General features: G+C 61.7%; 22 protein-coding genes, 2 tRNA genes and 1 pseudogene. 17 read left to right on the top strand and 8 right to left on the bottom strand.

Annotated elements, in window-relative coordinates:
• Nucleotides 1–15 precede the first annotated feature (15 nt).
• From tolB to ABNP31_RS19835, 6 genes are all read left to right on the top strand, one after another.
• Entirely contained in the window at nt 16–1,287 is a 1,272-nt protein-coding gene (gene tolB, locus ABNP31_RS19860; protein WP_038408273.1) for a Tol-Pal system beta propeller repeat protein TolB, read from the top strand.
• A gap of 53 nt (nt 1,288–1,340) precedes the next feature.
• On the top strand, nt 1,341–1,841 hold the full coding sequence (gene pal, locus ABNP31_RS19855; RefSeq protein WP_003254755.1) for a peptidoglycan-associated lipoprotein Pal: 501 nt from the start codon (nt 1,341–1,343) through the stop codon (nt 1,839–1,841).
• A gap of 6 nt (nt 1,842–1,847) precedes the next feature.
• Nucleotides 1,848–2,654 (top strand): tol-pal system protein YbgF, encoded by an 807-nt coding sequence (gene ybgF / locus ABNP31_RS19850; protein WP_004375252.1) that lies wholly within the window; start codon nt 1,848–1,850, stop codon nt 2,652–2,654.
• A gap of 160 nt (nt 2,655–2,814) precedes the next feature.
• Nucleotides 2,815–3,462 (top strand): 7-carboxy-7-deazaguanine synthase QueE, encoded by a 648-nt coding sequence (queE, locus tag ABNP31_RS19845; RefSeq protein ID WP_015271468.1) that lies wholly within the window; start codon nt 2,815–2,817, stop codon nt 3,460–3,462.
• Between the two features lie 17 nt (nt 3,463–3,479).
• Nucleotides 3,480–4,154 (top strand): 7-cyano-7-deazaguanine synthase QueC, encoded by a 675-nt coding sequence (queC, locus tag ABNP31_RS19840; protein WP_013973801.1) that lies wholly within the window; start codon nt 3,480–3,482, stop codon nt 4,152–4,154.
• A 60-nt stretch (nt 4,155–4,214) separates the two neighbouring features.
• Nucleotides 4,215–4,290: transfer RNA gene (locus ABNP31_RS19835), tRNA-Lys, on the top strand.
• A 233-nt stretch (nt 4,291–4,523) separates the two neighbouring features.
• On the opposite strand, the gene ABNP31_RS19830 is transcribed toward ABNP31_RS19835, so the two are convergent.
• The 3 genes from ABNP31_RS19830 to ABNP31_RS19820 form a co-directional block, all read right to left on the bottom strand.
• Nucleotides 4,524–5,483, bottom strand: coding sequence for a cation diffusion facilitator family transporter (locus ABNP31_RS19830; protein ID WP_085665255.1), 960 nt, complete (start codon nt 5,481–5,483; stop codon nt 4,524–4,526).
• Between the two features lie 147 nt (nt 5,484–5,630).
• Nucleotides 5,631–7,694: a methyl-accepting chemotaxis protein gene (locus ABNP31_RS19825; RefSeq protein WP_085665256.1), complete on the bottom strand. Its 2,064-nt coding sequence runs from the start codon at nt 7,692–7,694 to the stop codon at nt 5,631–5,633.
• A gap of 66 nt (nt 7,695–7,760) precedes the next feature.
• The gene (locus ABNP31_RS19820) at nt 7,761–9,113 is read right to left on the bottom strand and encodes an APC family permease (RefSeq protein WP_075046057.1); all 1,353 of its coding nucleotides are present in this window, start codon (nt 9,111–9,113) and stop codon (nt 7,761–7,763) included.
• Between the two features lie 444 nt (nt 9,114–9,557).
• On the opposite strand from ABNP31_RS19820, the gene ABNP31_RS19815 reads away from it, so the two are divergent.
• Nucleotides 9,558–11,066 (top strand): YdgA family protein, encoded by a 1,509-nt coding sequence (locus ABNP31_RS19815; protein ID WP_085665257.1) that lies wholly within the window; start codon nt 9,558–9,560, stop codon nt 11,064–11,066.
• A 296-nt stretch (nt 11,067–11,362) separates the two neighbouring features.
• Entirely contained in the window at nt 11,363–12,421 is a 1,059-nt protein-coding gene (gene nadA / locus ABNP31_RS19810) for a quinolinate synthase NadA (RefSeq protein ID WP_003254747.1), read from the top strand.
• Nucleotides 12,422–12,530: 109 nt separating this feature from the next.
• Here the strand turns inward: nadA and ABNP31_RS19805 are convergent, their stop codons facing one another.
• Nucleotides 12,531–13,967 (bottom strand): M48 family metalloprotease, encoded by a 1,437-nt coding sequence (locus ABNP31_RS19805; protein WP_025340255.1) that lies wholly within the window; start codon nt 13,965–13,967, stop codon nt 12,531–12,533.
• Nucleotides 13,968–14,089: 122 nt separating this feature from the next.
• Here ABNP31_RS19805 and ABNP31_RS19800 point away from each other — a divergent pair, with 122 nt between their 5' ends.
• Together ABNP31_RS19800 and ABNP31_RS19795 are read left to right on the top strand one after the other, a co-directional pair.
• Complete coding sequence (locus ABNP31_RS19800; protein ID WP_004375233.1) at nt 14,090–14,329, top strand: sulfurtransferase TusA family protein; 240 nt, start codon at nt 14,090–14,092, stop codon at nt 14,327–14,329.
• A gap of 19 nt (nt 14,330–14,348) precedes the next feature.
• Nucleotides 14,349–15,419: an AI-2E family transporter gene (locus ABNP31_RS19795; protein ID WP_015271461.1), complete on the top strand. Its 1,071-nt coding sequence runs from the start codon at nt 14,349–14,351 to the stop codon at nt 15,417–15,419.
• Between the two features lie 114 nt (nt 15,420–15,533).
• On the opposite strand, the gene ABNP31_RS19790 is transcribed toward ABNP31_RS19795, so the two are convergent.
• Nucleotides 15,534–16,007: a peroxiredoxin gene (locus ABNP31_RS19790; RefSeq protein WP_013973794.1), complete on the bottom strand. Its 474-nt coding sequence runs from the start codon at nt 16,005–16,007 to the stop codon at nt 15,534–15,536.
• An 11-nt stretch (nt 16,008–16,018) separates the two neighbouring features.
• Nucleotides 16,019–16,579, bottom strand: coding sequence for a glycine cleavage system protein R (locus ABNP31_RS19785; RefSeq protein WP_013973793.1), 561 nt, complete (start codon nt 16,577–16,579; stop codon nt 16,019–16,021).
• A 259-nt stretch (nt 16,580–16,838) separates the two neighbouring features.
• On the opposite strand from ABNP31_RS19785, the gene dapA reads away from it, so the two are divergent.
• The 7 genes from dapA (at nt 16,839) to darG (ending at nt 22,538) form a co-directional block, all read left to right on the top strand.
• Complete coding sequence (dapA, locus tag ABNP31_RS19780; RefSeq protein WP_025340253.1) at nt 16,839–17,726, top strand: 4-hydroxy-tetrahydrodipicolinate synthase; 888 nt, start codon at nt 16,839–16,841, stop codon at nt 17,724–17,726.
• Nucleotides 17,727–17,741: 15 nt separating this feature from the next.
• Nucleotides 17,742–18,863, top strand: coding sequence for an outer membrane protein assembly factor BamC (gene bamC / locus ABNP31_RS19775; protein ID WP_004375223.1), 1,122 nt, complete (start codon nt 17,742–17,744; stop codon nt 18,861–18,863).
• Nucleotides 18,864–19,622, top strand: coding sequence for an MBL fold metallo-hydrolase (locus tag ABNP31_RS19770; protein WP_350012688.1), 759 nt, complete (start codon nt 18,864–18,866; stop codon nt 19,620–19,622).
• Between the two features lie 30 nt (nt 19,623–19,652).
• Nucleotides 19,653–20,363: a phosphoribosylaminoimidazolesuccinocarboxamide synthase gene (purC, locus tag ABNP31_RS19765; RefSeq protein ID WP_004375217.1), complete on the top strand. Its 711-nt coding sequence runs from the start codon at nt 19,653–19,655 to the stop codon at nt 20,361–20,363.
• A 91-nt stretch (nt 20,364–20,454) separates the two neighbouring features.
• Nucleotides 20,455–20,544 (top strand) — tRNA-Ser (locus tag ABNP31_RS19760).
• 301 nt (nt 20,545–20,845) lie between these two features.
• Nucleotides 20,846–21,466: a type II toxin-antitoxin system toxin DNA ADP-ribosyl transferase DarT gene (darT, locus tag ABNP31_RS19755; RefSeq protein WP_063913089.1), complete on the top strand. Its 621-nt coding sequence runs from the start codon at nt 20,846–20,848 to the stop codon at nt 21,464–21,466.
• Nucleotides 21,450–22,538 (top strand): type II toxin-antitoxin system antitoxin DNA ADP-ribosyl glycohydrolase DarG, encoded by a 1,089-nt coding sequence (gene darG, locus ABNP31_RS19750; RefSeq protein ID WP_085665259.1) that lies wholly within the window; start codon nt 21,450–21,452, stop codon nt 22,536–22,538. Before darT ends, darG begins: the two co-directional genes overlap by 17 nt.
• Nucleotides 22,539–22,886: 348 nt before the next feature.
• Here darG and ABNP31_RS19745 read toward each other — a convergent pair.
• Together ABNP31_RS19745 and ABNP31_RS19740 are read right to left on the bottom strand one after the other, a co-directional pair.
• Nucleotides 22,887–23,063: pseudogene (locus tag ABNP31_RS19745) on the bottom strand (addiction module antidote protein); the annotation flags it as partial.
• Nucleotides 23,060–23,332, bottom strand: a complete 273-nt coding sequence (locus tag ABNP31_RS19740) for a DUF3077 domain-containing protein (protein ID WP_085665261.1) — start codon at nt 23,330–23,332, stop codon at nt 23,060–23,062. The gene ABNP31_RS19740 and the pseudogene ABNP31_RS19745, both read right to left, overlap by 4 nt.
• Between the last annotated feature and the right edge of the window lie 49 nt (nt 23,333–23,381).

The raw sequence follows: 23,381 nt of genomic DNA, 5'->3' as shown, positions 1-23,381 counted from the left end.
AGAGGACTGCTGGTCATGCTGTGCTGCGTGGCAGGCATGGCCGTGGCAGAGGAAAAGAACATCCTGGTCACCAGCGGCAGCGACCGGGCCACGCCCATCGCGGTAGTGCCGTTCGGTCTGCAGGGCGGCAGCGTGCTGCCGGAAGACATGGCCGACATCATCGGCAACGACCTGCGCAACTCCGGCTACTACTCGCCGATTCCGCGGCAGAACATGATCAGCCAGCCGTCGCAGGCCAGCGAAGTGATCTTCCGTGACTGGAAAGCGCTGGGCGCGCAGTACGTGATGGTCGGCAGCATCGTGCCGTCGGGCGGTCGCCTGCAGGTGCAGTACGCGCTGTTCAACGTCGCCACCGAGCAGCAAGTGCTGACCGGTAGCGTGGCGGGCAGCGTCGACCAGCTGCGTGACATGGCGCACTACATTGCCGACCAGTCGTTCGAGAAGCTCACCGGCATCAAGGGTGCGTTCTCCACCCGCATGCTGTACGTGACGGCCGAGCGCTTCTCCACCAACAACACCCGCTATACCCTGCAGCGTTCGGACTACGACGGCGCACGTGCGGTTACCCTGCTGCAATCGCGTGAACCGATCCTGTCGCCACGCTTTGCTCCGGATGGCAAGCGCATCGCCTATGTTTCGTTCGAGCAGAAGCGCCCGCGCATCTTCGTCCAGCACATCGATACCGGTCGCCGCGAGCAGGTCACCAACTTCGAAGGCCTGAACGGTGCGCCAGCCTGGTCGCCGGACGGCACGCGCCTGGCGTTCGTGCTGTCGAAGGACGGCAACCCGGACATCTACGTGATGAACGTGGCTTCGCGCCAGATCAGCCGTGTCACCGCCGGCCCGGGCATCAACACCGAGCCGTTCTGGGGCAAGGATGGCAACACCCTGTATTTCACCTCCGACCGTGGCGGCAAGCCGCAGATCTACAAGCAGTCGGTCGGTGGCGGTGGTGCCGAGCGTGTAACTTTCGTGGGTAACTACAACGCCAACCCGAAACTGTCGGCGGACGAAAAGACCTTGGTGATGATCCATCGCCAGCAGGGCTTCACCAACTTCAAAGTTGCGGCCCAGGATTTGCAACGCGGAAGTGTAAAGATTCTCTCGGAAACGAGTCTTGATGAGTCTCCCACTGTTGCGCCAAACGGCACCATGCTAATCTACGCCACCCGCCAGCAGGGCCGGGGAGTCTTGATGCTCGTGTCGCTTAATGGCCGCGTGAGGCTCCCACTTCCTACCGCTCAAGGCGAAGTCAGAGAACCGTCCTGGTCCCCTTACCTGAACTGATTGCGGCGTAATACTTTTGCTTAACACACTGGGGTTTCATTAGGAGTTTCACGATGGAAATGCTGAAGTTTGGTAAATTTGCTGCGCTGGCTCTGGCCATGGCCGTAGCTGTAGGTTGCTCCTCGAAGGGCGGTGACAACGCAGGCGAAGGCGCTGCTGTAGATCCGAACGCTGGCTACGGTGCCAACACTGGCGCTGTTGACGGCTCCCTGAGCGAAGAAGCTGCCCTGCGCGCAATCACCACCTTCTACTTCGAATACGACAGCTCGGACCTGAAGCCAGAAGCCATGCGCGCTCTGGACGTTCACGCCAAGGACCTGAAAGCCAACGGCAACCGCGTTGTCCTGGAAGGCAACACCGACGAGCGCGGCACCCGCGAGTACAACATGGCTCTGGGTGAGCGTCGTGCCAAGGCCGTTCAGCGCTACCTGGTTCTGCAGGGCGTTTCCCCTGCTCAGCTGGAACTGGTCTCCTACGGTGAAGAGCGTCCGGTTGCCACTGGCAACGACGAGCAGTCCTGGGCTCAGAACCGTCGCGTAGAACTGCGTAAGTAAGTTCTTATGCGTATGTGCCGCCGTGTAGTAACCGTCCTCGCACTCAGCCTGCCGCTCGCGGCCTGGGCTGAGGTCCCTGTAGTTGATGACAACGCAGGCAGCTATCCGCCTGCGGGTTATGGCACGAGCGGCGCCTATGCCGGGTCAGGGGCTTCGGCCCCTGCCTCTGCACAGGGCCAGCTGTTCATGCAGCTGCAACAGATGCAGGATCAGCTTTCCCGCCAGCAAGGCATCATCGAAGAGCTGCAGAACGATGTGTCGCGCATGAAGCAGGAAAACCTGGAGCGTTACCAGGACCTGGACCGTCGCATCAACAGTGGCGCCGCGCCTGCCGCGACCCCTGACAATTCCTCCGGTGGTGGTGCATCCAATGCCGCCCCCGATGCAGCAGCAGGTGCTGCTGCGCAACAACCGGCCGCCAGTAGCGAGCCCGGTGATCCGGCGAAAGAAAAGCTCTACTACGATGCCGCTTTCGACCTGATCAAGCAGAAAGACTTCGACAAGGCCAGCCAGGCGTTCAACGCCTTCCTGCGCAAGTACCCCAACAGCCAGTACGCCGGCAATGCCCAGTACTGGCTGGGTGAAGTGAACCTGGCCAAGGGCGACCTGCCGGCTGCCAGCCAGGCCTTCGCCCAGGTCAGCCAGAAGTATCCGAAGCACAGCAAGGTGCCGGATTCGCTGTACAAGCTGGCCGACGTCGAGCGCCGCATGGGCCACACCGACAAGGTCAAGGGTATCCTGCAGCAGGTCATCACCCAGTACCCCGGCACCTCGGCCGCGCAACTGGCCCAGCGTGACCTGCAGAAGCTCTAAGTAGTACCGCTTGAAAGAAACCCGCGCCTGTCGCGGGTTTTTTCGTTAGAATCACTGCCCTTTTTTCGTAAACACGCTGCTGCGGATAACGCTATGTCGAGTCCGCGACAGTGCCTGACGGAGGCGGGCAGCCTGTTTAGCTGTCACGCCCGTGGCGAGCATGCAAGACACATTACGCATCACCGAAGTCTTTTACTCCTTGCAGGGTGAAACGCGAACGGCTGGGTTGCCCACGGTATTCGTGCGCCTCACCGGTTGCCCCCTGCGCTGCCAGTACTGTGACAGTGCCTATGCCTTCAGTGGCGGTACCGTACGCACCCTCGATTCGATCCTTGAGCAGGTCGCCGGCTTCAAGCCGCGCTACGTCTGCGTCACCGGTGGCGAGCCATTGGCCCAGCCCAACGCCTTGCCGCTGTTGCAGCGCCTGTGTGACGCCGGTTACGAGGTGTCGCTGGAAACCAGCGGCGCGCTGGATATTGCCGGCACCGACACCCGCGTCAGCCGCGTGGTCGACCTGAAGACCCCTGGCTCCGAAGAGTCGCACCGTAACCGCTACGAGAACATCGAGCAGCTGACCCGCAACGACCAGGTCAAGTTCGTCATCTGTTCCCGCGAGGACTACGACTGGGCGGTCTCCAAGCTGATCCAGTACAACCTGGCCGAGCGTGCCGGCGAAGTGCTGTTCTCGCCCAGCCACCACCAGGTGAACGCCAGCGAGCTGGCGGACTGGATCGTTGCCGACAACCTGCCCGTACGCTTCCAGCTGCAGCTGCACAAGCTGCTGTGGAACGACGAACCCGGACGTTGATTGAGGAGCAAGCACACATGACCGACAAACGCGCAGTAATCCTGCTGTCCGGCGGCCTGGACTCGGCTACCGTGGTTGCCATGGCCAAGGCCGAAGGCTACAGCTGCTACACCATGAGTTTCGACTACGGCCAGCGCCACCGCGCCGAACTGAACGCCGCCGCCCGCGTTGCCCGCGACCTGGGCGTGGTCGAGCACAAGGTTATTGGCCTGAACCTGGATGGCATCGGCGGCTCGGCATTGACCGACAGCAGCATCGACGTGCCGGAAACCCCGGGTGAAGGCATCCCGGTCACCTATGTGCCAGCGCGCAACACCGTGTTCCTGTCCCTGGCCCTGGGCTGGGCAGAGGTGCTGGAAGCCCGTGACATCTTCATTGGTGTGAATGCCGTGGATTACTCCGGCTACCCCGATTGCCGCCCCGAGTTCGTCGAAGCCTTCGAGCGCATGGCCAACCTGGCGACCAAGGCTGGCGTCGAAGGGCAGGGCTTCCGCATCCAGGCGCCGCTGCAGAACATGAGCAAGGCGCAGATCGTGCAGGCCGGTATGGCTCGCGGCGTGGACTACAGCCTGACCGTTTCCTGCTACCAGGCCGACGATGACGGCCGTGCTTGCGGCAAATGCGACAGTTGCCGCCTGCGTGCCGACGGCTTCAAGGCCGCCGGAGTCGAAGATCCGACGCGGTATTTTTGAAAAAAGTTTGATGGGGTGTTGATTTCCCGTTAGAAATCAGTATTATACGCGCCATCCAACGGGTCGTTAGCTCAGTTGGTAGAGCAGTTGGCTTTTAACCAATTGGTCGTAGGTTCGAATCCTACACGACCCACCATACGCAGTACGTCAAAGCCCGCTACCGGCAACGGTGGCGGGCTTTTTCGTTTTCCGTTGGCCGAGTTTTATTGCTCGGTTTGCGCGATCGACTGTAGGAGCGGCCTTGCGTCGCGATCGGGCTGCGCAGCAGCCCCAGGGTTTCAGCAAAAATGCACAAATTGCTGGGGCTGCTGCGCAGCCCGATCGCGACGCAAGGCCGCTCCTACAGGGGCTGCGCAGACTCCAGATGGCTTACTCAGCCCACTCCGGATCCCCGGTAAACACCACCGTCAGCCAACGGTCCGGCCCTTCACCACCCACGGCATCACCGATCTCGTTACGCCACGCATCCCATTCATCGATGGTTTTCGCGGCCATGGCCTTCGGCACGATGAAATACAGTTCGATCTCCCGCGAGCGCCCGACCTTGGCCACATAGGCGCGGTACGACTGCAACCCATGGCGTGCGACGAAGGCCTTGGCGACTTCATCCACGTGCAGCTTGAGGTCGCCAGGGGTCACCAGGAAAATTTCCGAAAGGGCCTGGCGCACCACCGACATCGGCAACGGCACGATCACCAGGCAGACCAGCGCCAGCACCGCCGGGTCGATATACGGCGACACCCACTCCAGCGATGTGCCCTGCACCGCATAGCCAAAGCAGAAGGCGATCAGCAGCGCGGCGGTGATGCTGGCCGACATCACCCAGCCCTTGACGTCCATGCGCACGAAATCCGAGCCCAGCTTGCGGTTGGCGCGGGCCTCGACAATGGCGATGGTCACGCAGGCGATCACGGTCAGCACCGCGTAGACCATGGCGATGCCGAACTCCAGGTGGCGCCCGCCTTGCAGCAGGCTGCTGACGGCGTTGATCAGCGCATAGATGGCCACGCCGCTGAGCAGGATGCCGTTGAGCGCCAGCACCATCGGCTCCAGGTGCCAGAAGCCCATGGTGAAGCGCTCGCGCAACTTGCGTGACATCTGCACGCTGGTGGTGTGCGCGGTAATCAGCCTGACCACCACCAGCGACAGCCCGCTCATGCTGGCATCGACCAGCGAATAGACGCCGTCGAACACGATGGAGAACGAGCCGGAGGCCAGACCGAAGGCGATGCCGATGATGGCGATGAAGAGGGTGACGGCGATCGAGGTGCGTAACAGGCCCTGTTCGCTGGTGATGTCGAAGAAGGAAAATCTGGTTGGGGTTTGCATGATTGTGCTCGGTAAATAGCCCTGCTGCTATGTTGTATGTGCTGGCCCCTTCGCGGGTAAACCCGCTCCCACAGGGTTATGCTCTGACCTTGAAGGCAGCGCCGGACCTTGTGGGAGCGGGTTCACCCGCGAAGAGGCCCTGACAGGTTAGACGCGGAACTGCTCCATCAGCGCCTGCTGCTGGTTGGCCAGCCGGTTCAGGGCCTGGCTGATCCGAGCCGACTCATCGGCCTGGCCTGCCAGCGATTCGGTCACATCGCGAATGCCGGCCACATTGCGGTTCACCTCTTCGGCTACGGCGCTCTGCTCTTCAGCCGCCGAGGCAATCTGCAGGTTCATGTCGCTGATCACCGCCACTGCCTCGCCAATACGTTGTAGCGCCGGCAGCGCCTGTTCCATCCGCGCGGCGCTGTCCTGGGCCTGGCGCTGGCCTTCGTGCATGGCGCCCACCACATCCTGGGTGCCTTGCTGCAAGCCTTCGATGACCTGGCGAATTTCCTCCACTGACACCTGGGTGCGCTGGGCCAGGCCACGCACTTCATCGGCCACCACGGCAAAACCACGCCCGGCTTCGCCTGCGCGGGCGGCTTCGATGGCGGCGTTGAGTGCCAGCAGGTTGGTCTGCTCGGCAATGGTGCGGATCACTTCCAGCACCGAACCGATTTGCCCGCTGCGGCCTTCCAGTGCGCGTGCCTCGCCCATGGCGGTGTTCATGCCGGCGGCCAGGCGGTCGATGCCCTGGCGGGTGCTGTCGATCAGTTGCAGGCCCTCGCGGCTGGCTTGGTCGGCAGCGCGTGCGGCCTGGGCCGCCTGCGAAGCGTTATGGGCGACATCCAGAGCGGTGGCGCTCATTTCATTGGCGGCGGTGGCCACCTGTTCGATTTCGCGGTGCTGTTGCTGCATGCCGTTGCTGGTCTGGCTGGCGATGGCTGCGGACTGGTCGGCGGTGCCGCGGGCTTCCTGCAGTGAGCCTTTGACCTGGGCTATGACCGGCTGCAGTTTGTCGAGAAAACGGTTGAACCAACCGGTAAGCTGGCCCAGTTCGTCCTGGCGGGCGTAGTCCAGGCGGCGGGTAAGGTCGCCTTCGCCGCTGGCGATGTCTTCCAGGCGCGCGGCCACGGCCAGGATTGGCCGGGTCACCCCGCGCGCGGTCAGCCACACCAGCAGCAAACCGACTACCGCAGCGCCCAGGCCAACCAGCAGGCTGGTGAGGTTGGCGCTGTGGTTGTGCGCATCCAGGCGCTGGTTGAGGGTGACGGAAGGCGCCTGCAGCACGCTTTCCGGCAGTTCCAGCAATACCTGCCAAGGGGCGGCATCAGGGATTGGCGTGAACGGGTGGGCAACACGCAGCAGGCCGTCGGCTACCGCCTTGTCCATGGGCTCGCCGAGCTTGCTGTCGTCGCGGCTGTTGCCGGCCAGCAGGCCGGCCGCGCTGGCGATACTGACCTGGCCCTGGCCGTCGAACAGCTCCTGGCGGCCTTCCAGGCTCAGCTGTTGCAGGTTGGCCAGGCCGATGTCCAGGCCGACCACGCCGACCACCTTGCCGTGCTCCAGCAGCGGCAGGGCGATGCTGGTCATCAGCACCTGGCGGCCATTCACTTCGTCGAGGTATGGCTCGAGCATGCAGGTTCTGGCAGTGTCCTGCGGGCAGGTCAGCCAGCGGTTCTTCGCCACACCGTTGCTGCCGATGCTGGCGTCACCAAGCATCGATTCCGGCATGGCTTCAAGCTCCAGGGTGCCGGGGCGGGGTTGTGACCAGTAAAGCGAGAAGCGCCCGCTCTCATTGCTGCCCATTGCATCCTGGCCGAGGTACTGGCTGTCCGGGTCCAGGGCGTTGGGCTGGAACACCAGGTACAGGCCGATCACATCCGGGTTGCCGGCCAGGCTGGCGCGGGCCTGGCGCGTCAGTTCGGCGCGCAGGTCGTTGCCGCCACGGGCCTTGAGCACCTGCACCAGGCGGGCAAAGCCATTGCCGTACTGGTAGGCGTCCATGAAATAGCGCTGGATGCGCAGGGCCTGGGTTTCGGCATGGGCCTGCAGGCGCAGGCGTGCGCTGCTGTCGAGCATTTCGGTGTTGGCCTGGTTGACCAATGCCGCGCTGCGCCGCGCCTGGGCCAGCGATGTGGTTACCAGCAGGGCGACAATGGCCAGCAGGCACAGGCCGGCGAGCAGGGTGATCTTCCACTGGATGGAGAGGCGACGCAGCGGCATGAGGGCTTTCCTTTTCGATCAAATGCAACGCCCGCGATCAGGCGCGGGCGTTGTCGGCAGCATGGGTCATTCAGCGATGTAGTTGGGCGGGGAGTCCCTGAAGGCTTTGGTCAGCCAGGCCAGGTACAGCAGGCCGAGCAGTGCCCAGACGCCACCGAACAGCAGCGAGTGTGCGTTCAGGTCCAGCCACAGCGAGACGATGATGCAGAAGCCGATGGTGGGTGCCACCAGGTATGTCAGCTGGTTGGCCAGGCCCTGGCGCTTGCCTTCGCGCAGGTAGCAGTGGTTGATCACCGACAGGTTGACGAAGCTGAACGCGACCAGCGCACCGAAGTTGATGATCGAGGTGGCGGTGACCAGGTCGAAGAAGATCGCCGATAGCGAAATCAGCCCCACCACCGCGATGTTCAGCACCGGCGTCTTGTAGCGTGAGTGCAGGCGGGCGAACAGGCTGGCCGGGATCACGTTGTCGCGGCCCATCACGTACAGCAGGCGCGACACGCTGGTCTGCGAGGCCAGGCCCGAGGCGATGGTGTTGATCACGGTGCAGGCGATGAAGATCGATTGGAACAACTTGCCGCCGACGTACAGGGCGATTTCCGGCAGTGCCGCTTCCTGGTCGTGGAAGCGGGACATGGTCGGGAAGTAGGCCTGGATGAAGTACGACACGGTGATGAACACCAGGCCGCCAATCAGGGCGGTGAGGAAGATCGCGCGAGGGATGGTCTTGCCCGGGTCGCGGGTTTCTTCGGACAGGCAGGTGACCGCGTCGAAGCCGAGGAACGAGAAGCACAGGATGGTCGCACCGGCGGCCAGGGCGCTGAGCTGGGTCTGGTCGTCGGCGAACGGCAGCAGGCTCCAGGCGGTACCCAACCCTTCACCCTGGTCCAGGCCGCGCACGCACAGGTAGATGAACACGGCGATGATCGCCACCTGCACGGCCACGAACAGCAGGTTGAAGTGCGCCACCAGGTTCACGCTGCGCATGTTGATCAGGCTGATCAGGGTGACGAAGCCAGCCACCCACATCCACTCCGGTACTTCCGGGAACATGGCCGAAAGGTACAGCTTGGCCAGCAAGGCGTTGACCATTGGCAGCAGCAGGTAGTCCAGCAACGACGACCAGCCGACCAGGAAGCCGACGTGCGGGTTGATCGCACGTTGGGTGTAGGTGTAGGCCGAGCCCGATTGCGGGAAGCGCCTTACCAGGGTGCCGTAGCTCACGGCGGTGAACAGGATCCCGGCCAGTGCCAGGATGTAGGCGCTGGGTACGTGGCCGGCAGTAATCCCGGAAACGATACCGAAGGTGTCGAACACGGTCATCGGGGTCAGGTAGGCCAGGCCGATGATGATCACGTGCCAGAGGCGCAGGGTTTTACGGAGTTGGCCGTTGCCGGAAGCGCTGTGGTCAGGCTGCATGCTGGCATGGCTCCTGCGGCTGGGCGTAAACGGCGGGCACGGTGTACTGCGCATGCGGCAAGGGCGAGCGGGTGGGCTCCATGTTGTTCACCTTTATTGTTGGAGCAGCGGGGGCGCGGGGGAGCGCGCAAAGTGGTGAAAATAAAAAACGATGGGTAGCTTAGTGTCAAGTTAAACATGACAAGATGTTGCTGTTTTGAAATATTTATCGATTAAAGTGGGGTTTTGTTCGGTTTTTGCGCGTTTTTTTGCGGTTATGATCAATTCTGGTGTTCGCAAAAATTAACGAATGCCGTCTCCCTTGGAAGGTCTGTCAGGCGTTTCCCAAAAACCGGATTTCTCGAGCCTGGCCAGCGCCAGGGCTGGGTTGCAGTGGTACTCTTGGCGTCCTGTGTGGCCCTTGGCCGCCTACGAAGCCCATATGGACAGCAATCGGTTCTATTCATGAAGAAATCAGTTGGCATCCTTTCTGGCCTGGCTATCGCCATCGCCGTCGCAACCACCGCTGGCGCCTGGTACACCGGCAAGCAGCTGCCTGCGGAGCTGGACAACGCCCTGGTCCGCAGCAACGCGGAACTCAAGAAGGCCCTGGTGAGCACCGGTGGCAGCATGAGCATCGAACGCGTGTCGCTGGAGCAGCATTTCTTCAGCAGTACCGCCCAGTACCGGCTCAAGGCCCGCGATATCAACCTGGGCGAAGGCGAAGTGGTGAATTTCGACGTTGGCGTGACCGACCAGATCGAGCACGGCCCGTTCCCCTGGTCGCGGGTAAAGGCACTGAAGCTGATGCCGGTGCTGGCAGTCAGCAACAGCACGCTGCAGAAGGACGACGCCACCGCGCCGTGGTTCGCCGCAGCGGGCGAGCAGGCCCCGGTGAGCGCACAGACCAGCCTGGGCTACGACGGCAATGTGGTCAGCCAGGTGCAGCTGGCACCGGTCAAGCTCGACGAAGCGGATGGCAACAGCCTCGATTTCTCGGGCATGCAACTGCAAGTCAGTGGTGACCAGGAAGGCAAGGCCTCGAGCTTCCACGGCCAGGCCGATCGGTTCGTGATGAAACTGGTACGCGATGACCAGCCGCCTGCCACCTTCGAGCTCAATGGCCTGAAGGTCGGCGGCCAACTGGCGGCCACCGCGCACCAGGCCATCTACGTAGGCAACGTCGACTTGGCGCTGGCCGAAACCAAGGTCACCCTGGGGCCCAAACAGCAGGTGCTGGTGGTCAAGGGGCTGGAGCAGAACGCCCTGCAAACCCTTGACGGCCCGGATACCGTGGGTGGCCGCGTGGAGTACAAGGTCGGGGATATCACCTGGGATGGCCGTGCGGTGGGCAAGGCGCAGATGGCGGTGAGCATCACGTCGGTCAACGCGCCGGCGCTACAGGCGTTGTCGACGTGGTACCAGGCGCATCTGCCGGAATTCGAGGCCGCAGCTGCCGCTGGCCAGCCGGCGCCGGAAATCCAGATGGACGATGAGGAGAAGGCCAGGTTCCAGGGCGAGCTGCAGAGACTGCTGGCTGCCAAGCCCCGGGTGGCGGTGGAAAACCTGTCGTTCAGGACCGCCAATGGCGAAAGCCGCTTTGACCTGTCGATGGGCTTCGCCGCCCCGGCCAGCTTCGACCTGCCGCCAGACCAGTTGAGCAAGCAACTGATCACCGAGGTGAAGAGCAAGCTGTCGTTGTCCAAGCCGATGATCGGTGACCTGGCAACCTTGCAGGCACTGCTGGATGGCCAGACCGACGCCCAGGCAATTGCCATGCAATCGAGCCAGGCCGGGGAAATGGTCGGCATGATGGCGCTGCAGAGTGGCATGGCCACCGTGCAGGGCAATGATGTGGTGAGCAGCCTGCACTATGCCGACGGCATGGTCGACTTCAACGGCAAGAAGATGACCGTGGAAGAGTTCGCCATGCTCATGGCGGCGCAGCTGGCGGCCCTGTCGCCGCAGGGCTGATCGTTTCTCCTGTTCCGGCCTCTTCGCGGGCGCGCCCGCTCCCACAGGTTACTCTTTGCCCCCGAGGGCAGCGCTGTACCTGTGGGAGCGGGCGTGCCCGCGAAGAGGCCAGCACAGGCAACACAAAAACCACTTTAGAAATCGCTGGATTGTCTGTAGCCTTCGGCCTCCGATAATAATCCGCGCCCGCAGAGGGCCGTGGCGGCCTTCGTGCCGTCCGGCACCCTTAGCCGATCTGTCAGGGCCGGGTGATACACTCGATTTGACGCGCGCACGCGCCTGCAGGTCCAGCGATCATGACCCAGATTTCCGAACGCCTGTTGGTTCAGGCCCACCTCGACGCCAAGCAGCCAAACCCGCTGACAGCCGAGCAGGAGGCCGAATACCGTGCGGCCATCGCTGCCGAGCTCAAGGCCCAGAACGCCGTGCTGGTCGCCCACTATTACTGCGACCCGGTCATCCAGGCGCTGGCCGAAGAAACCGGCGGCTGCGTGTCCGACTCGCTGGAAATGGCCCGCTTCGGCAAGAACCACCCGGCCGAAACCGTGATCGTTGCCGGTGTGCGCTTCATGGGCGAGACGGCGAAAATCCTAACCCCGGAAAAGCGCGTGCTGATGCCGACCCTGGAGGCCACCTGCTCGCTCGACCTGGGCTGCCCGGTAGAAGAGTTCTCGGCCTTCTGCGACCAGCACCCCGAGCGTACCGTGGTGGTCTACGCCAACACTTCCGCTGCCGTGAAGGCCCGCGCCGACTGGGTGGTGACCTCGAGCTGCGCACTGGAAATCGTCGAAAGCCTGATGGACAACGGCGAAACCATCATCTGGGGCCCGGACCAGCACCTGGGGCGTTACATCCAGAAGCAAACCGGTGCCGACATGCTGCTGTGGGACGGTGCCTGCATCGTTCACGAAGAGTTCAAGTCGCGCCAGTTGGCCGACATGAAGGCGCTGTACCCGGATGCGGCGATTCTGGTCCACCCCGAGTCGCCGGAAGCGGTGATCGAGCTGGCCGATGCGGTGGGCTCCACCAGCCAGCTGATCAAGGCTGCCCAGACCCTGCCGAACAAGACCTTCATCGTCGCCACCGACCGCGGCATCTTCTACAAGATGCAGCAGCTGTGCCCGGACAAGGAGTTCGTCGAAGCACCCACCGCCGGTAACGGCGCGGCATGCCGCAGCTGCGCGCACTGCCCGTGGATGGCGATGAACACCCTGGAGCGTGTGCTGGATTGCCTGCGTAATGGCACGAACGAGATCTTTGTCGACCCGGCGCTGGTGCCGAAGGCGATCAAGCCGCTGAACCGGATGCTGGACTTTACCCAGGCAGCGCGCCTGAAGTTGTCCGGGAACGCCTGACGCCAGACCGCGTCGCTTTCATCGCGGGTAAACCCGCTCCCACAGGTACAGCGCAGCGCTCACGGGCGGTGCGGTCCCTGTGGGAGCGGGTTTACCCGCGAAAGGGCCCTCAACGCCCCATCATTTCCTGAACCATGCGCTGCTGCTCCATGATCTCGCGCTGGCGCTGGTCAATCTGTGCCGCCAGCGGGAAGTTCCCACCCGACCTGCGCTTGGCGTAATCCAGCTGCTGGATGGCCTGGTCGAAATCGCCCACCAGGGTGAAGTACTCGGCCCGCGCCCGGTGCAAGCCAATGGTATTGCCTGAAAGGCCCCGCACTTCGGCCATGTCGTACCACACGTCCGGGTCATCCGGCCGGCTCTTCACCAGTTCGTTCAGCACCTTTTCCGCCTCGGCGGGCTTGTTCAGCTTCACCAGCAGATCGGCACGCACCTGTTTCAGCGGGTAGTTGCCCGGATACAACCCCTGCATGCGTTCGGCGCGCTGCTGTGCGTCGGCCAGGCGGTTGTTGGTGATGTCCAGGTCGATCTGCGCCAGGTTGTAGGTAATGTCGTTGGGTGCCTTGGCCAGCAGCGGCTTGAGCAGTTCACGCGCCTCGTTCAGCTGGCCGCCCTTGATCTGCGCCAGGGCCAGGCCGTAACGCGCGGCGTCCAGCTTGGGGTCTTCGTCCAGCTGGGCGCGGAAGCGTTTGGCCGCCAGCCCCGGGGTGCCTTCGTAGGTCAGCGCCACCCGGGCACGGATCAGCTGGTAGCGCATGCTGTCCTCGACGCCGCCCTTGGGGGCCTGCTCGGCACGGTTGCGGGTGTCGGCGATACGCGACTCGGTTACCGGGTGGGTCAGCAGGAATTCCGGCGGCTTGGCGTCGTAGCGGTACTGCCGGGCCAGGCGCTCGAACATGGTCGGCATGTTGCGCGGGTCGTAGCCGGCCTTTTCCAGGTTCTGGATGCCGATGCGGTCGGCTTCCTGTTCGTTCTGCCGCGAGAAGCGCCGCTGTTCCTGGATCGCCGCTGCCTGGGTGCCGGCGATCACACCGATACCGGCATCACCGCCGCCACCGGCCGCCAGCACGATGCCGGCCAGCAGCGCTGCCATCATCGGCAGTTGCATGCGCTGCTGGGCCTCGACGCCGCGGGCGAAGTGGCGCTGCGACAAGTGCGCCAGTTCGTGGGCCAGTACCGAGGCGTACTCGCCTTCGGTCTGGGCGTTGAGGAACAGCCCGCCGTTGACCCCGACGATGCCGCCGGGGGCGGCAAAGGCGTTGAGCTCGCGGCTATCGATGAGGATGAATTCCAGGCGGCGGTCCTGCAGCTGGCTGGTTTCGGCCAGGCGGTACACGCTGGTTTCGACGTAATCCTTCAGCTGCGGGTCGTTGAGCTGGTTGACCTGGCCGCGCAGCAGGCTCAGCCAGGCACGGCCAAGCTGGTGCTCCTGTTGTGGCGAGACGATCGCGGAACTGGCGTCGCCCAGTGATGGCAGGTCGTCAGCATGGCCGGGAAGGGCCAACAGGCAGGCCAGCGTCAGCAGGGTAGGGCGCAGTAGATTCATGCATGAAGCTCGCGTCGGTCAAAGATACCTACTGTAGCGGGCTCACACGTTGGCGACCAGTGGCGCTATCCTAGCCGGCCAAATCCAGATACAGCCTGGCAATGCCTTTGGAGAGCCCCGCAATGAGTGAAACCCTGACCTGTGACGCCGAACTGGACGCCAGCGGGCTGAATTGCCCTTTGCCGCTGCTGAAGGCCAAGATGGAGCTCAACCGCCTGGCCAGCGGCGCGGTGCTCAAGGTAATCGCCACCGACGCCGGCTCCCAGCGCGACTTCCGCACTTTCGCCCAGTTGGCCGGTCATACCCTGCTGCGGGAAACGGCCGAGGCCGGTACCTACACTTACTGGCTGCGCAAGGCCTGAGTCTTTCCAAGGATCGTCAATGTTCAAAGTGCTTCGCGACTGGATGCAGCGCTACTTCTCCGATGAGGAAGCGGTGGTGCTGGCGGTCCTGTTGTTCCTGGCTTTTACTGCGGTACTAACCCTGGGTGGCATGCTTGCGCCGGTGCTGGCGGGCATGGTGCTGGCGTTTCTGATGCAGGGGCTGGTCAATGCCCTGGAGCGCTTGCGGGTACCCACCCGGTTGGCGGTGATGCTGGTGTTCGCCCTGTTCATGGGCGCGCTGGCGGTGTTCATGCTGGTGCTGGTGCCGCTGCTGTGGCACCAGTTGATCACCCTGTTCAACGAACTGCCGGGCATGCTCGGCAAGTGGCAGTCGCTGCTGTTGCTGTTGCCCGAGCGCTACCCGCACCTGGTGTCGGACGAGCAGGTGCTGCATGCCATCGAGTCGGTGCGCGGGGAAATCGGCAAGTTCGGCCAGTGGGCGCTGACCTTCTCGCTATCGAGCCTGCCGCTGCTGGTCAACGCCATGATCTACCTGGTACTGGTGCCGATCCTGGTGTTTTTCTTTCTCAAGGACCGCGAACTGATCGGCCGTTGGGTAAGCGGCTACCTGCCACGCCAACGCAGCCTGCTGAACCGGGTGGGCAGCGAGATGAACCGGCAGATCGCCAACTACATCCGCGGCAAGGGCATCGAGATCCTGATCTGCGGCATTGCCACCTACATCGCCTTCATCAGTCTGGGGCTCAACTACGCCGCGTTGCTGGCGCTGTTGGTGGGGCTGTCGGTGGTGGTGCCTTACGTGGGCGCGGTGGTGGTGACCGTGCCGGTGACGTTGATCGCACTGTTCCAGTGGGGCTGGGGTGACCAGTTCATCTACCTGATGACGGTGTACGCGATCATCCAGGCGCTGGACGGCAACGTGCTGGTGCCGCTGCTGTTCTCCGAGGCGGTGAGCCTGCACCCGGTGGCGATCATCTGCGCGGTGTTGCTGTTTGGCGGGTTGTGGGGGTTCTGGGGGATCTTCTTTGCCATCCCGCTGGCGACCTTGATCAAGGCCGTGCTGGATGCCTGGCCGCGGCAGGAGCCTAGCGTGTCACCAATGCTGTAATTTTGGGGCTGCTTTGCAGCCCATCGCGACACAAGGCCGCTCCTACAGGGATACGCGATTTCCTGTAGGAGCGGCCTCGTGTCGCGAAAGGGGCGCAAAGCGCCCCCAACGATCTCAAGCCTTGTTCAGGGCCTGGGCAGCAGCCAGTACTGCATCCACATGCCCGGGCACCTTCACCCCGCGCCATTCCTGGCGCAGCACACCGTCCTTGTCGATCAGGAAGGTGCTGCGGTCAACGCCCATGTATTCCTTGCCATACAGCTTCTTCAGCTTGATCACGTCGAACAGCTGGCACAGGGCTTCGTCCTTGTCGCTGATCAGCTCGAACGGGAAGCCTTGCTTGGCCTTGAAGTTCTCGTGCGACTTGATGCCATCGCGCGATACGCCGAACACCACGGTGTTGGCTGCGGCAAAGGCATCGTGCTGGTCACGGAAACCCTGGCCTTCGGTGGTGCAGCCCGGGGTGCTGTCCTTCGGGTAGAAGTACACCACCACTTGCCGGCCCTTGAGTTCGGCCAGGCTGACGGTTTGCCCGCTGGTGGCCTGGGCCTGGAAGTCGGCAACGGGTTGGTCGAGTGCTACGGCCATGGTCGGTTTCCTTACATTGGGTTCTGTGGACGCCATGGCTCGATCAGCGCATCGAGGTTCAGGGCATCGGCAAAGTCCAGGAACTGGTCACGCAGCCAGCTGATCTGGGTGCCGGCCGGCAGAATCACGGTGAACTGGGCATTGAGCATGCTGCTGCCGGTCTGCGGTGCCAGGTAGGTATCGCAGGTCATGGCTTCCAGCTCGACGCGGTGGTCGAGGAAGAACTGGCACAGCTCGTTGATGATGTCCGGCCGGTAGGCGGCGCTGACGTAGGCCACGTAGGGCAGGGCCTGCGGGCGCACTTCCTGGTCGGCGCTGCGCACCACGTCCAGGGTCAGGCCGTGCTTCTTGCCCAGGCCCGGCAGCATGGCTTCGAGGCGCGCCAGGGCGTCCCAGCTGCCACCTACCTGCAGTACCAGGGCGCTGGTCTCGCCGTGGCGGCTCAGGCGCGAGGTGACCACCGCGCAGCGGTTTTCGAAGGCAGCGCGGCTGAGGACGTTGGCCAGCTCCATGGGGTTGGGGCCCAGGGCACTGATGACAAGGAATTGTTCGCGGACGGTGGGGGTGGACATGCAGCATTCCTAAAGCGATGAGCGGTCGGCACAGGACGGGCGAAAGCCTCCTGTCGGCAGGGCCCGGGGCTCGCATGCGAGGTCGTGGACGCTGGCGGGGAGCAAGGTCGACGGCCCGGCGGGCCGCGCTGCACCGATCAAAGCATCAAGGGTAGCGAAATAAGGCGCCGAGGGGAATGCTCCGCCCGCCTGCTTCGCTTGTGCAAGGCCGATGCCCCCAGTACCATTACCGCTCTCTTTTTCCGGCAGGAGCAGTTACATGATTGCGGGCAGTATGGTGGCATTGGTCACTCCCATGGATGCACAAGGGCGTCTCGACTGGGAAAGCCTCGACAAACTTGTAGACTTCCACCTGGAAAACGGCACCCATGCGATCGTCGCTGTCGGCACCACCGGTGAGTCCGCCACGCTGGATGTCGAAGAACACATCCTGGTCATCAAGCACGTGGTCGAGCGCGTCAAGCGCAGCACCCGCCGCATCCCGGTCATCGCCGGTACCGGTGCCAACTCCACTGCCGAAGCCGTGCACCTGACCCAGAACGCCAAGAGCGCCGGCGCCGACGCCTGCCTGCTGGTAGTGCCGTACTACAACAAGCCGACGCAAGAAGGCCTGTACCAGCACTTCAAGCACATCGCCGAAGCCGTCGACATCCCGCAGATCCTCTACAACGTACCCGGCCGCACCTCCTGCGACATGCAGGCCGATACCGTGATCCGCCTGTCGAAGGTCAAGAACATCATCGGTATCAAGGAAGCCACCGGCGACCTGGTACGCGCCAAGGCCATCCTCGATGGCGTCGACAAAGACTTCATCGTCATGTCCGGCGACGACCCGACCGCCGTCGAGCTGATCCTGATGGGCGGCAAGGGCAACATTTCCGTCACTGCCAACGTCGCCCCGCGCGAAATGGCCGACCTGTGCGAGGCCGCCCTTGAGGGCAATGCCGAGAAGGCCCGCGCAATCAACGAAAAACTCATGCCGCTGCACAAAGACCTGTTCTGCGAGTCCAACCCGATCCCGGTGAAATGGGCACTCGTCGAAATGGGCCTGATGCACAAAGGCATTCGCCTGCCGCTGACCTGGCTGAGCGAAGGCTGCCACGAAAAAGTCCGTACTGCCTTGCGCCAGTCCGGCGTACTGGTTTAAGAGGAAGTACACCGCATGAAGCGACTGGCTGGTCTTTCCGCCCTTGCCCTGATCATCTCCAGCACCAGTGGGTGTGGCTGGCTGTGGGGCGAGGATGGCTATTTCCGCGACCGCGGCAGCGATTACCTGCAGGCGCGCCCGACTGCGCCGATGCAGCTGCCGCCGGACGCCAGCAACGTCAAGCGCCTTGACCCGCTGCTGCCGATCCCGCGCAACGTCGCCGACGACAGCGCTACCGGCGAGTTCGAGGTGCCGCGCCCGCAACCGATGACCGGTGGCGCCGCCCAGGTTACCGACTACAGCCTGCAGCGCAGCGGCAGCAGCCGTTGGGTGCTGGCCCAGCATTCGCCGGCCGAAGTATGGCCGGTGGCTCGCCAGTTCTTCGAGGACAACGGCTTCCGCATCGCCGAAGAGCGCCCGCAGACTGGTGAATTCAACACCACCTGGCAGCGTTTCGACGAACTGTCGGCTTCGCTCGGCCAGCGCCTGGCCAGCACTGCCAGCAGCGCTGACAGCGAAGTGCGCGTGCGTGTGCGCATGGAGCCTGGCGTGCAGCGCAACACCTCCGAGGTGTATGTGGTCAGCGTCGAGCGCCCGGCCGGCAGCACTGCCGAGCCCGATTTCCCGTCCACCTCCAGCAACACCGGTGCCGATGCCCTGCTGGTCGACGAAATGCTTGCCAGCATGAACCGCAGCGCCGAGAAGGGCGGTTCGGTATCGCTGCTGGCCGCGCGCGATTTCGACGCGCCAAGCCGCGTCAGCCTGAGCGAAGACGGCAGCGGCAACCCGGTGCTGTACCTGGGCGCCGACCTGGACCGCGCCTGGTCCAGCGTGGGCCGTGCCCTGGAGCAGGGTGGCGAGTGGCGTGTCGAGGACATCAACCGCAGCCTGGGCCTGTACTACATCAACCTGTCTGAAAAGCCTGAAGACAAGCAGAACCAGCCTGGCTTCTTCGGCCGCATGTTCGGCAGCGAGCCGACCAAGGAAGAGCGTGAAGCCCGTGCCGAGCGCTACCAGGTTCGCCTGAGCAAGGTGGGTGAGAGCGTGCAGGTCACGGTCGAGAAGAACATCAACACCGTGGCCCCGGCCGATGTCGCCCGCCGCGTGCTGAGCGCCATTCAGGACCACCTGGGCTAAGTGCGCTTCGCGGTACTCGGAAGCGGCAGCCAGGGAAACGGCACGCTGATCGCCAGTGGTGACACGTTCATCCTGGTCGATTGCGGGTTTTCCCTGCGCGAGACCGAGCGGCGCCTGGCGCTGCTCGGCGTGTCGGCCGCCCAGCTCAGTGCGGTACTGGTCACCCACGAACATGCCGACCACGTGCATGGGGTCGGCTTGCTGTCACGGCGCTACAATGTACCGGTCTACCTCAGCCAGGGGACCTTGCGCGGCATGCGCAAGTCGGTGGAGGTGGCCGGTTTTCTCGCTTGTGGCGAAAGCCTGCGTATCGGCAGCCTGGAAGTGACCGCGGCGCGGGTCGAGCACGACGCCTACGAGCCGCTGCAGTACGTGGTCAGCGACGGCCAGCGGCGCTTCGGCATGCTGACCGACCTGGGCTCGTACGACGCGCTGCTGCTGGAGCGTTACCAGGGCCTGGATGCACTGCTGATCGAGGCCAACCACTGCCGCGACCTGCTGGCACGCGGTCACTACCCGGCCTTCCTGAAGCAGCGGGTGGGTGGCATGCAAGGGCATTTGAACAATCACCAGGCCGCGCGCCTGGTGCACGAGTTGGGCTGGAGCAACCTGCAACACCTGGTGCTGGCCCACCTCAGCAGCAAGAACAACCTGCCACACTTGGCTCGCCAGTGCTTCGTCGACACCCTTGGGTGCGACCCGGACTGGCTCCAGGTGGCGAATCAGGAACACGGGCTCGACTGGCGCGAAATCGCCTAGCCCAACACCTCAAGCAAGCGGAGCCCAATCATGGAAAAACGCGACGAACTCTACCGCGGCAAGGCCAAATCGGTTTACAAGACCGACGACGCCGACCGCTTGATCCTGCTGTTCCGTAACGACACTTCGGCGTTCGACGGCAAGCGTATCGAACAGCTCGACCGCAAAGGCATGGTGAACAACAAGTTCAACGCCTTCATCATGCAGAAACTGGAAGAAGCCGGCGTGCCGACCCAGTTCGACAAGCTGCTGGGCGACAACGAGTGCCTGGTGAAGAAGCTGGACATGATCCCGGTCGAGTGCGTGGTGCGCAACTACGCCGCCGGCAGCCTGGTCAAGCGCCTGGGCGTGGAGGAGGGCATCAAGCTGGAGCCGTCCACCTTCGAGCTGTTCCTGAAGAACGACGAGAAGGGCGATCCCTTCATCAACGAATCCCACGTTGTCGCGTTCGGCTGGGGCACCGCCGAGCAGCTGGCCGAAATGAAAAAGCTGTCGCTGAAGGTCAACGAAGTGCTGAGCAAGCTGTTCGATGACGCCGGCCTGCTGCTGGTCGACTTCAAGCTGGAGTTCGGCGTATTCCACGGCCAGATCGTGCTGGGCGACGAGTTCAGCCCGGACGGCTGCCGCCTGTGGGACAAAGAGACCCGCAAGAAGATGGACAAGGACCGCTTCCGCCAGGGCCTGGGCGACGTGATCGAAGCCTACGAAGAAGTTGCCAAGCGCCTGGGCGTGCCGCTGTAAGCGGCACGTTCACGCAAGCGCCTGATACCACGCGATTTTTTTTAAAAAAAGGTTTGCGTTTTAAAAGAACGCTGGTATGATGCGCGGCATTGGAGAGATGCCGGAGTGGTCGAACGGGACGGATTCGAAATCCGTTGTACTGGCAACAGTACCTAGGGTTCAAATCCCTATCTCTCCGCCATATATCGAAAAGCCCCGCAGGTTAACTTCTGCGGGGCTTTTCGTTTTCTGGGTTGTACTGCCCATTTGTACTACTTTGGAACTGTCGTCGCTGACAGGTCGGCTGGTGCGTATGGTGGGAAGCGATTGAGTGATCTCACCGTCCTTGGCGTCACGCTGATCGACAGTTGTGAGCTGGTGAAAACTCAGCAGAAAGCACATACTATTTGCCCTAAACAAGGACAGTTCAGGGCTCGCGCCTTCGTGTCGGTGTCACGGTCGTCGAGCGGACTGGCTACTCAATGCCAACCCGGGCGCGATCTATGACATCCAGACCTGAAGACGTACTGATCTATCACATCACAGATATTGCCAATCTACCTGGGATAATCGCTTCCGGCCTTCAGTCAGATGCCGTGATGGTTCAATCAGGGCAGCACTCAGTTATTGGCTACGATCACATCAAGCTTCGTAGGCTCCAAGAAATAGGTGTAGGCTGCTGTGGGCCTCGGTATGTCGGGGAGTTTGTGCCCTTCTATTTTTGTCCGCGTACTCCAATGCTCTACACCGTCAACAGAGGTAACACCGGCAAGCCCGAAGGATGTCAGAGTGACATCGTGCATTTGGTGAGCTCCGTCGGTACTGGTGTTGGGCTTCAACGAGAATGGGCCTTCAGCGACGGCAACGCTGGCGCTTACCATACGGATTTTTATAACGATATTAGTAAGCTAGCTGACTTGGATTGGTCCACAATCAATGCCAAGTATTGGGGAGAAAAACGGCACCAAAAACAGTCAGAATTCTTGGTGGCGGAGCAGTTCCCTTGGCAGGGTATCCATTTCATTGGCTGCTACAATCAGGCGGCGGTTGAGAGAGTGCAAGAGATCGTGCGCAATTCGACGCATCAGCCTGAGGTGAGAGTCAAAAATGACTGGTACTTCTAAAATGATCAAGCTTAGCAAAGGCAACCTTCTAACAGCACCTACTGAAGCGTTAGTGAATACCGTGAACACGGAAGGTGTCATGGGTAAAGGTATCGCGTTGCAATTCAAGCAGGCGTTTCCTAGCATGTTCAAAAGCTATCAGGATGCTTGCAAAAATGATGCCGTTCGGCTGGGTAAAGTTCATATCTTTGATCTTGGCGGGTTGGTTGGAGGTCCGCGTTGGATTATAAACTTTCCAACCAAAGGGCATTGGAAGTCAAAAAGTAAACTTGAGAATATTCAAAGCGGCCTTGATGATTTAGTTCGTAAGGTGAATGAATTGCATATTAAGTCTATTGCAATTCCTCCACTTGGTTGCGGGTTGGGTGGCCTAAAATGGGAAGAGGTTCAGCCCGCAATTGAAGAGGCATTTTCAGTTTTGCCAGATGTTGAGGTGCTGCTGTACCCTCCGTCTGGTGCACCTGTAGCAAAAGAAATGCCAAATAGAACAGAGCGTCCCAAAATGACTGACGGTCGTGCCGCACTGATTCTTTTAATGGACCGCTATCTCAAAGGGCTTCTGGATCCATTTGTCAGTTTGTTAGAAGTTCATAAGCTGATGTATTTCTTGCAGGAAAGTGGCAAGCCTCTTCGGCTGCAGTTTGAGGCCAAGCAGTTTGGCCCATATGCTAAGAATCTCAGGCAAGTACTGATAAAACTAGACGGTCACTTTATCCATGGCTACGGAGACGGTCAGGACGACCCCACCAAACCGTTGGAGCTGAAGGCGGGCTCTATCGAAGAAGCGGAGCAGTTTTTGTGCGAAGATGTCGAAACTATGCATCGAATGGAAAGGGTTGCCGAGTTAATTGATGGGTTTGAAGATCCGTATGGAATGGAGCTACTTAGCACCGTTCATTGGGTTATGTGTAATGCCCCTGGAGCCAAAGATGATCCTGAACAGGCAGTCAAGGCGGTACATGGCTGGAGCGAGCGGAAGAGAGCTTATCTAAAGCCCTCTCACCTAGAAAGAGCTTGGCATCGACTGAAGGAGTTGAATTGGGATGCGGAGTCTCGAAGCAGCACCTGCTAGAATTTTATTGCGGTAAGGCTCTAACTCTCAGCCACACATCGAAAAACCTCTCAGTTTCAAATCTGTGGGGTTTTCCGTTTCTGCATTTAATTTTGATACATTTTCGTAAGCGCTGTACTTGGCGCTTACTGATGTATCCGGCAGTATTGATCTCCAATCGCGCCCGATCCTCTGGTGCTGGCTTGGTCCGGCATTACGTTCGGGCCTTCTTATTTCTGGGGAATGGATTTTGCACTGCTGGGCTCCCGCAGAGGTGGTCTTTCCAAGTACTGCGCTTGGGATTTGGTACCCCGCAGCTGTAGGCCTGCGGGGCTGTTTCGTTGCGGGACAGGTAGTAATCGGCTACTGCACGCGTGTTGTCTTTGAGACTTCTCTCAACGCTTGCTTCAGAACGTAAACATCATTAGTCTTCATGGCTTCTTGCAGAAATACATTTATCGTTTCGGGGCTATCGAGAAACCGGGAAGCCTCGAAACGCTTGGTGTTGCTCAAATCCAAGTCGAGAATTGGCATATCGACGTTCATCTTTTCATCATCCCCAATTCAGCATCATCCAGCAGCGCCTTGGCCATCGCACTCAGGTAATGCGAGGCCCAGATCAGCTTCTGGTCGCCATCCATCAAACCGGTGATGATCAGGTCGCGGACGTAGCCCATCAGTTCGGATGCCTGTTCGCGGGCGTCCTGGCAGGGAATGCCGGGCTCGATGCGGAACAGCGGGTGGGTGTTGTTTTCGCCTTGGTAGAAGCAGGTCTTGCCGACTGTGGTGGGTTGCTTTGTGTCGTCGGTGGGCATTGTTTTTCTCCCTGGAATCTTGGGTGTCTGTGCCGGCCTCTTCGCGGGC

It is taken from the genome of Pseudomonas asiatica, assembly GCF_040214835.1.
In the GTDB taxonomy this organism is placed as follows: Bacteria; Pseudomonadota; Gammaproteobacteria; order Pseudomonadales; family Pseudomonadaceae; genus Aquipseudomonas; species Aquipseudomonas putida_Z.
Note: the sequence above shows the minus strand (reverse complement) of the source record. Positions and strands in the feature narration are given on the sequence as shown.

What these genes read in the sequence shown, in the direction of transcription:
- tolB (WP_038408273.1), top strand. Translation starts at nt 16, where the DNA reads ATGCTGTGCTGCGTGGCAGGCATGGCCGTGGCAGAGGAAAAGAACATC.
- pal (WP_003254755.1), top strand. Translation starts at nt 1,341, where the DNA reads ATGGAAATGCTGAAGTTTGGTAAATTTGCTGCGCTGGCTCTGGCCATG.
- ybgF (WP_004375252.1), top strand. Translation starts at nt 1,848, where the DNA reads ATGCGTATGTGCCGCCGTGTAGTAACCGTCCTCGCACTCAGCCTGCCG.
- queE (WP_015271468.1), top strand. Translation starts at nt 2,815, where the DNA reads ATGCAAGACACATTACGCATCACCGAAGTCTTTTACTCCTTGCAGGGT.
- queC (WP_013973801.1), top strand. Translation starts at nt 3,480, where the DNA reads ATGACCGACAAACGCGCAGTAATCCTGCTGTCCGGCGGCCTGGACTCG.
- ABNP31_RS19830 (WP_085665255.1), bottom strand. Translation starts at nt 5,483, where the DNA reads ATGCAAACCCCAACCAGATTTTCCTTCTTCGACATCACCAGCGAACAG.
- ABNP31_RS19825 (WP_085665256.1), bottom strand. Translation starts at nt 7,694, where the DNA reads ATGCCGCTGCGTCGCCTCTCCATCCAGTGGAAGATCACCCTGCTCGCC.
- ABNP31_RS19820 (WP_075046057.1), bottom strand. Translation starts at nt 9,113, where the DNA reads ATGCAGCCTGACCACAGCGCTTCCGGCAACGGCCAACTCCGTAAAACC.
- ABNP31_RS19815 (WP_085665257.1), top strand. Translation starts at nt 9,558, where the DNA reads ATGAAGAAATCAGTTGGCATCCTTTCTGGCCTGGCTATCGCCATCGCC.
- nadA (WP_003254747.1), top strand. Translation starts at nt 11,363, where the DNA reads ATGACCCAGATTTCCGAACGCCTGTTGGTTCAGGCCCACCTCGACGCC.
- ABNP31_RS19805 (WP_025340255.1), bottom strand. Translation starts at nt 13,967, where the DNA reads ATGAATCTACTGCGCCCTACCCTGCTGACGCTGGCCTGCCTGTTGGCC.
- ABNP31_RS19800 (WP_004375233.1), top strand. Translation starts at nt 14,090, where the DNA reads ATGAGTGAAACCCTGACCTGTGACGCCGAACTGGACGCCAGCGGGCTG.
- ABNP31_RS19795 (WP_015271461.1), top strand. Translation starts at nt 14,349, where the DNA reads ATGTTCAAAGTGCTTCGCGACTGGATGCAGCGCTACTTCTCCGATGAG.
- ABNP31_RS19790 (WP_013973794.1), bottom strand. Translation starts at nt 16,007, where the DNA reads ATGGCCGTAGCACTCGACCAACCCGTTGCCGACTTCCAGGCCCAGGCC.
- ABNP31_RS19785 (WP_013973793.1), bottom strand. Translation starts at nt 16,579, where the DNA reads ATGTCCACCCCCACCGTCCGCGAACAATTCCTTGTCATCAGTGCCCTG.
- dapA (WP_025340253.1), top strand. Translation starts at nt 16,839, where the DNA reads ATGATTGCGGGCAGTATGGTGGCATTGGTCACTCCCATGGATGCACAA.
- bamC (WP_004375223.1), top strand. Translation starts at nt 17,742, where the DNA reads ATGAAGCGACTGGCTGGTCTTTCCGCCCTTGCCCTGATCATCTCCAGC.
- purC (WP_004375217.1), top strand. Translation starts at nt 19,653, where the DNA reads ATGGAAAAACGCGACGAACTCTACCGCGGCAAGGCCAAATCGGTTTAC.
- darT (WP_063913089.1), top strand. Translation starts at nt 20,846, where the DNA reads ATGACATCCAGACCTGAAGACGTACTGATCTATCACATCACAGATATT.
- darG (WP_085665259.1), top strand. Translation starts at nt 21,450, where the DNA reads ATGACTGGTACTTCTAAAATGATCAAGCTTAGCAAAGGCAACCTTCTA.
- ABNP31_RS19740 (WP_085665261.1), bottom strand. Translation starts at nt 23,332, where the DNA reads ATGCCCACCGACGACACAAAGCAACCCACCACAGTCGGCAAGACCTGC.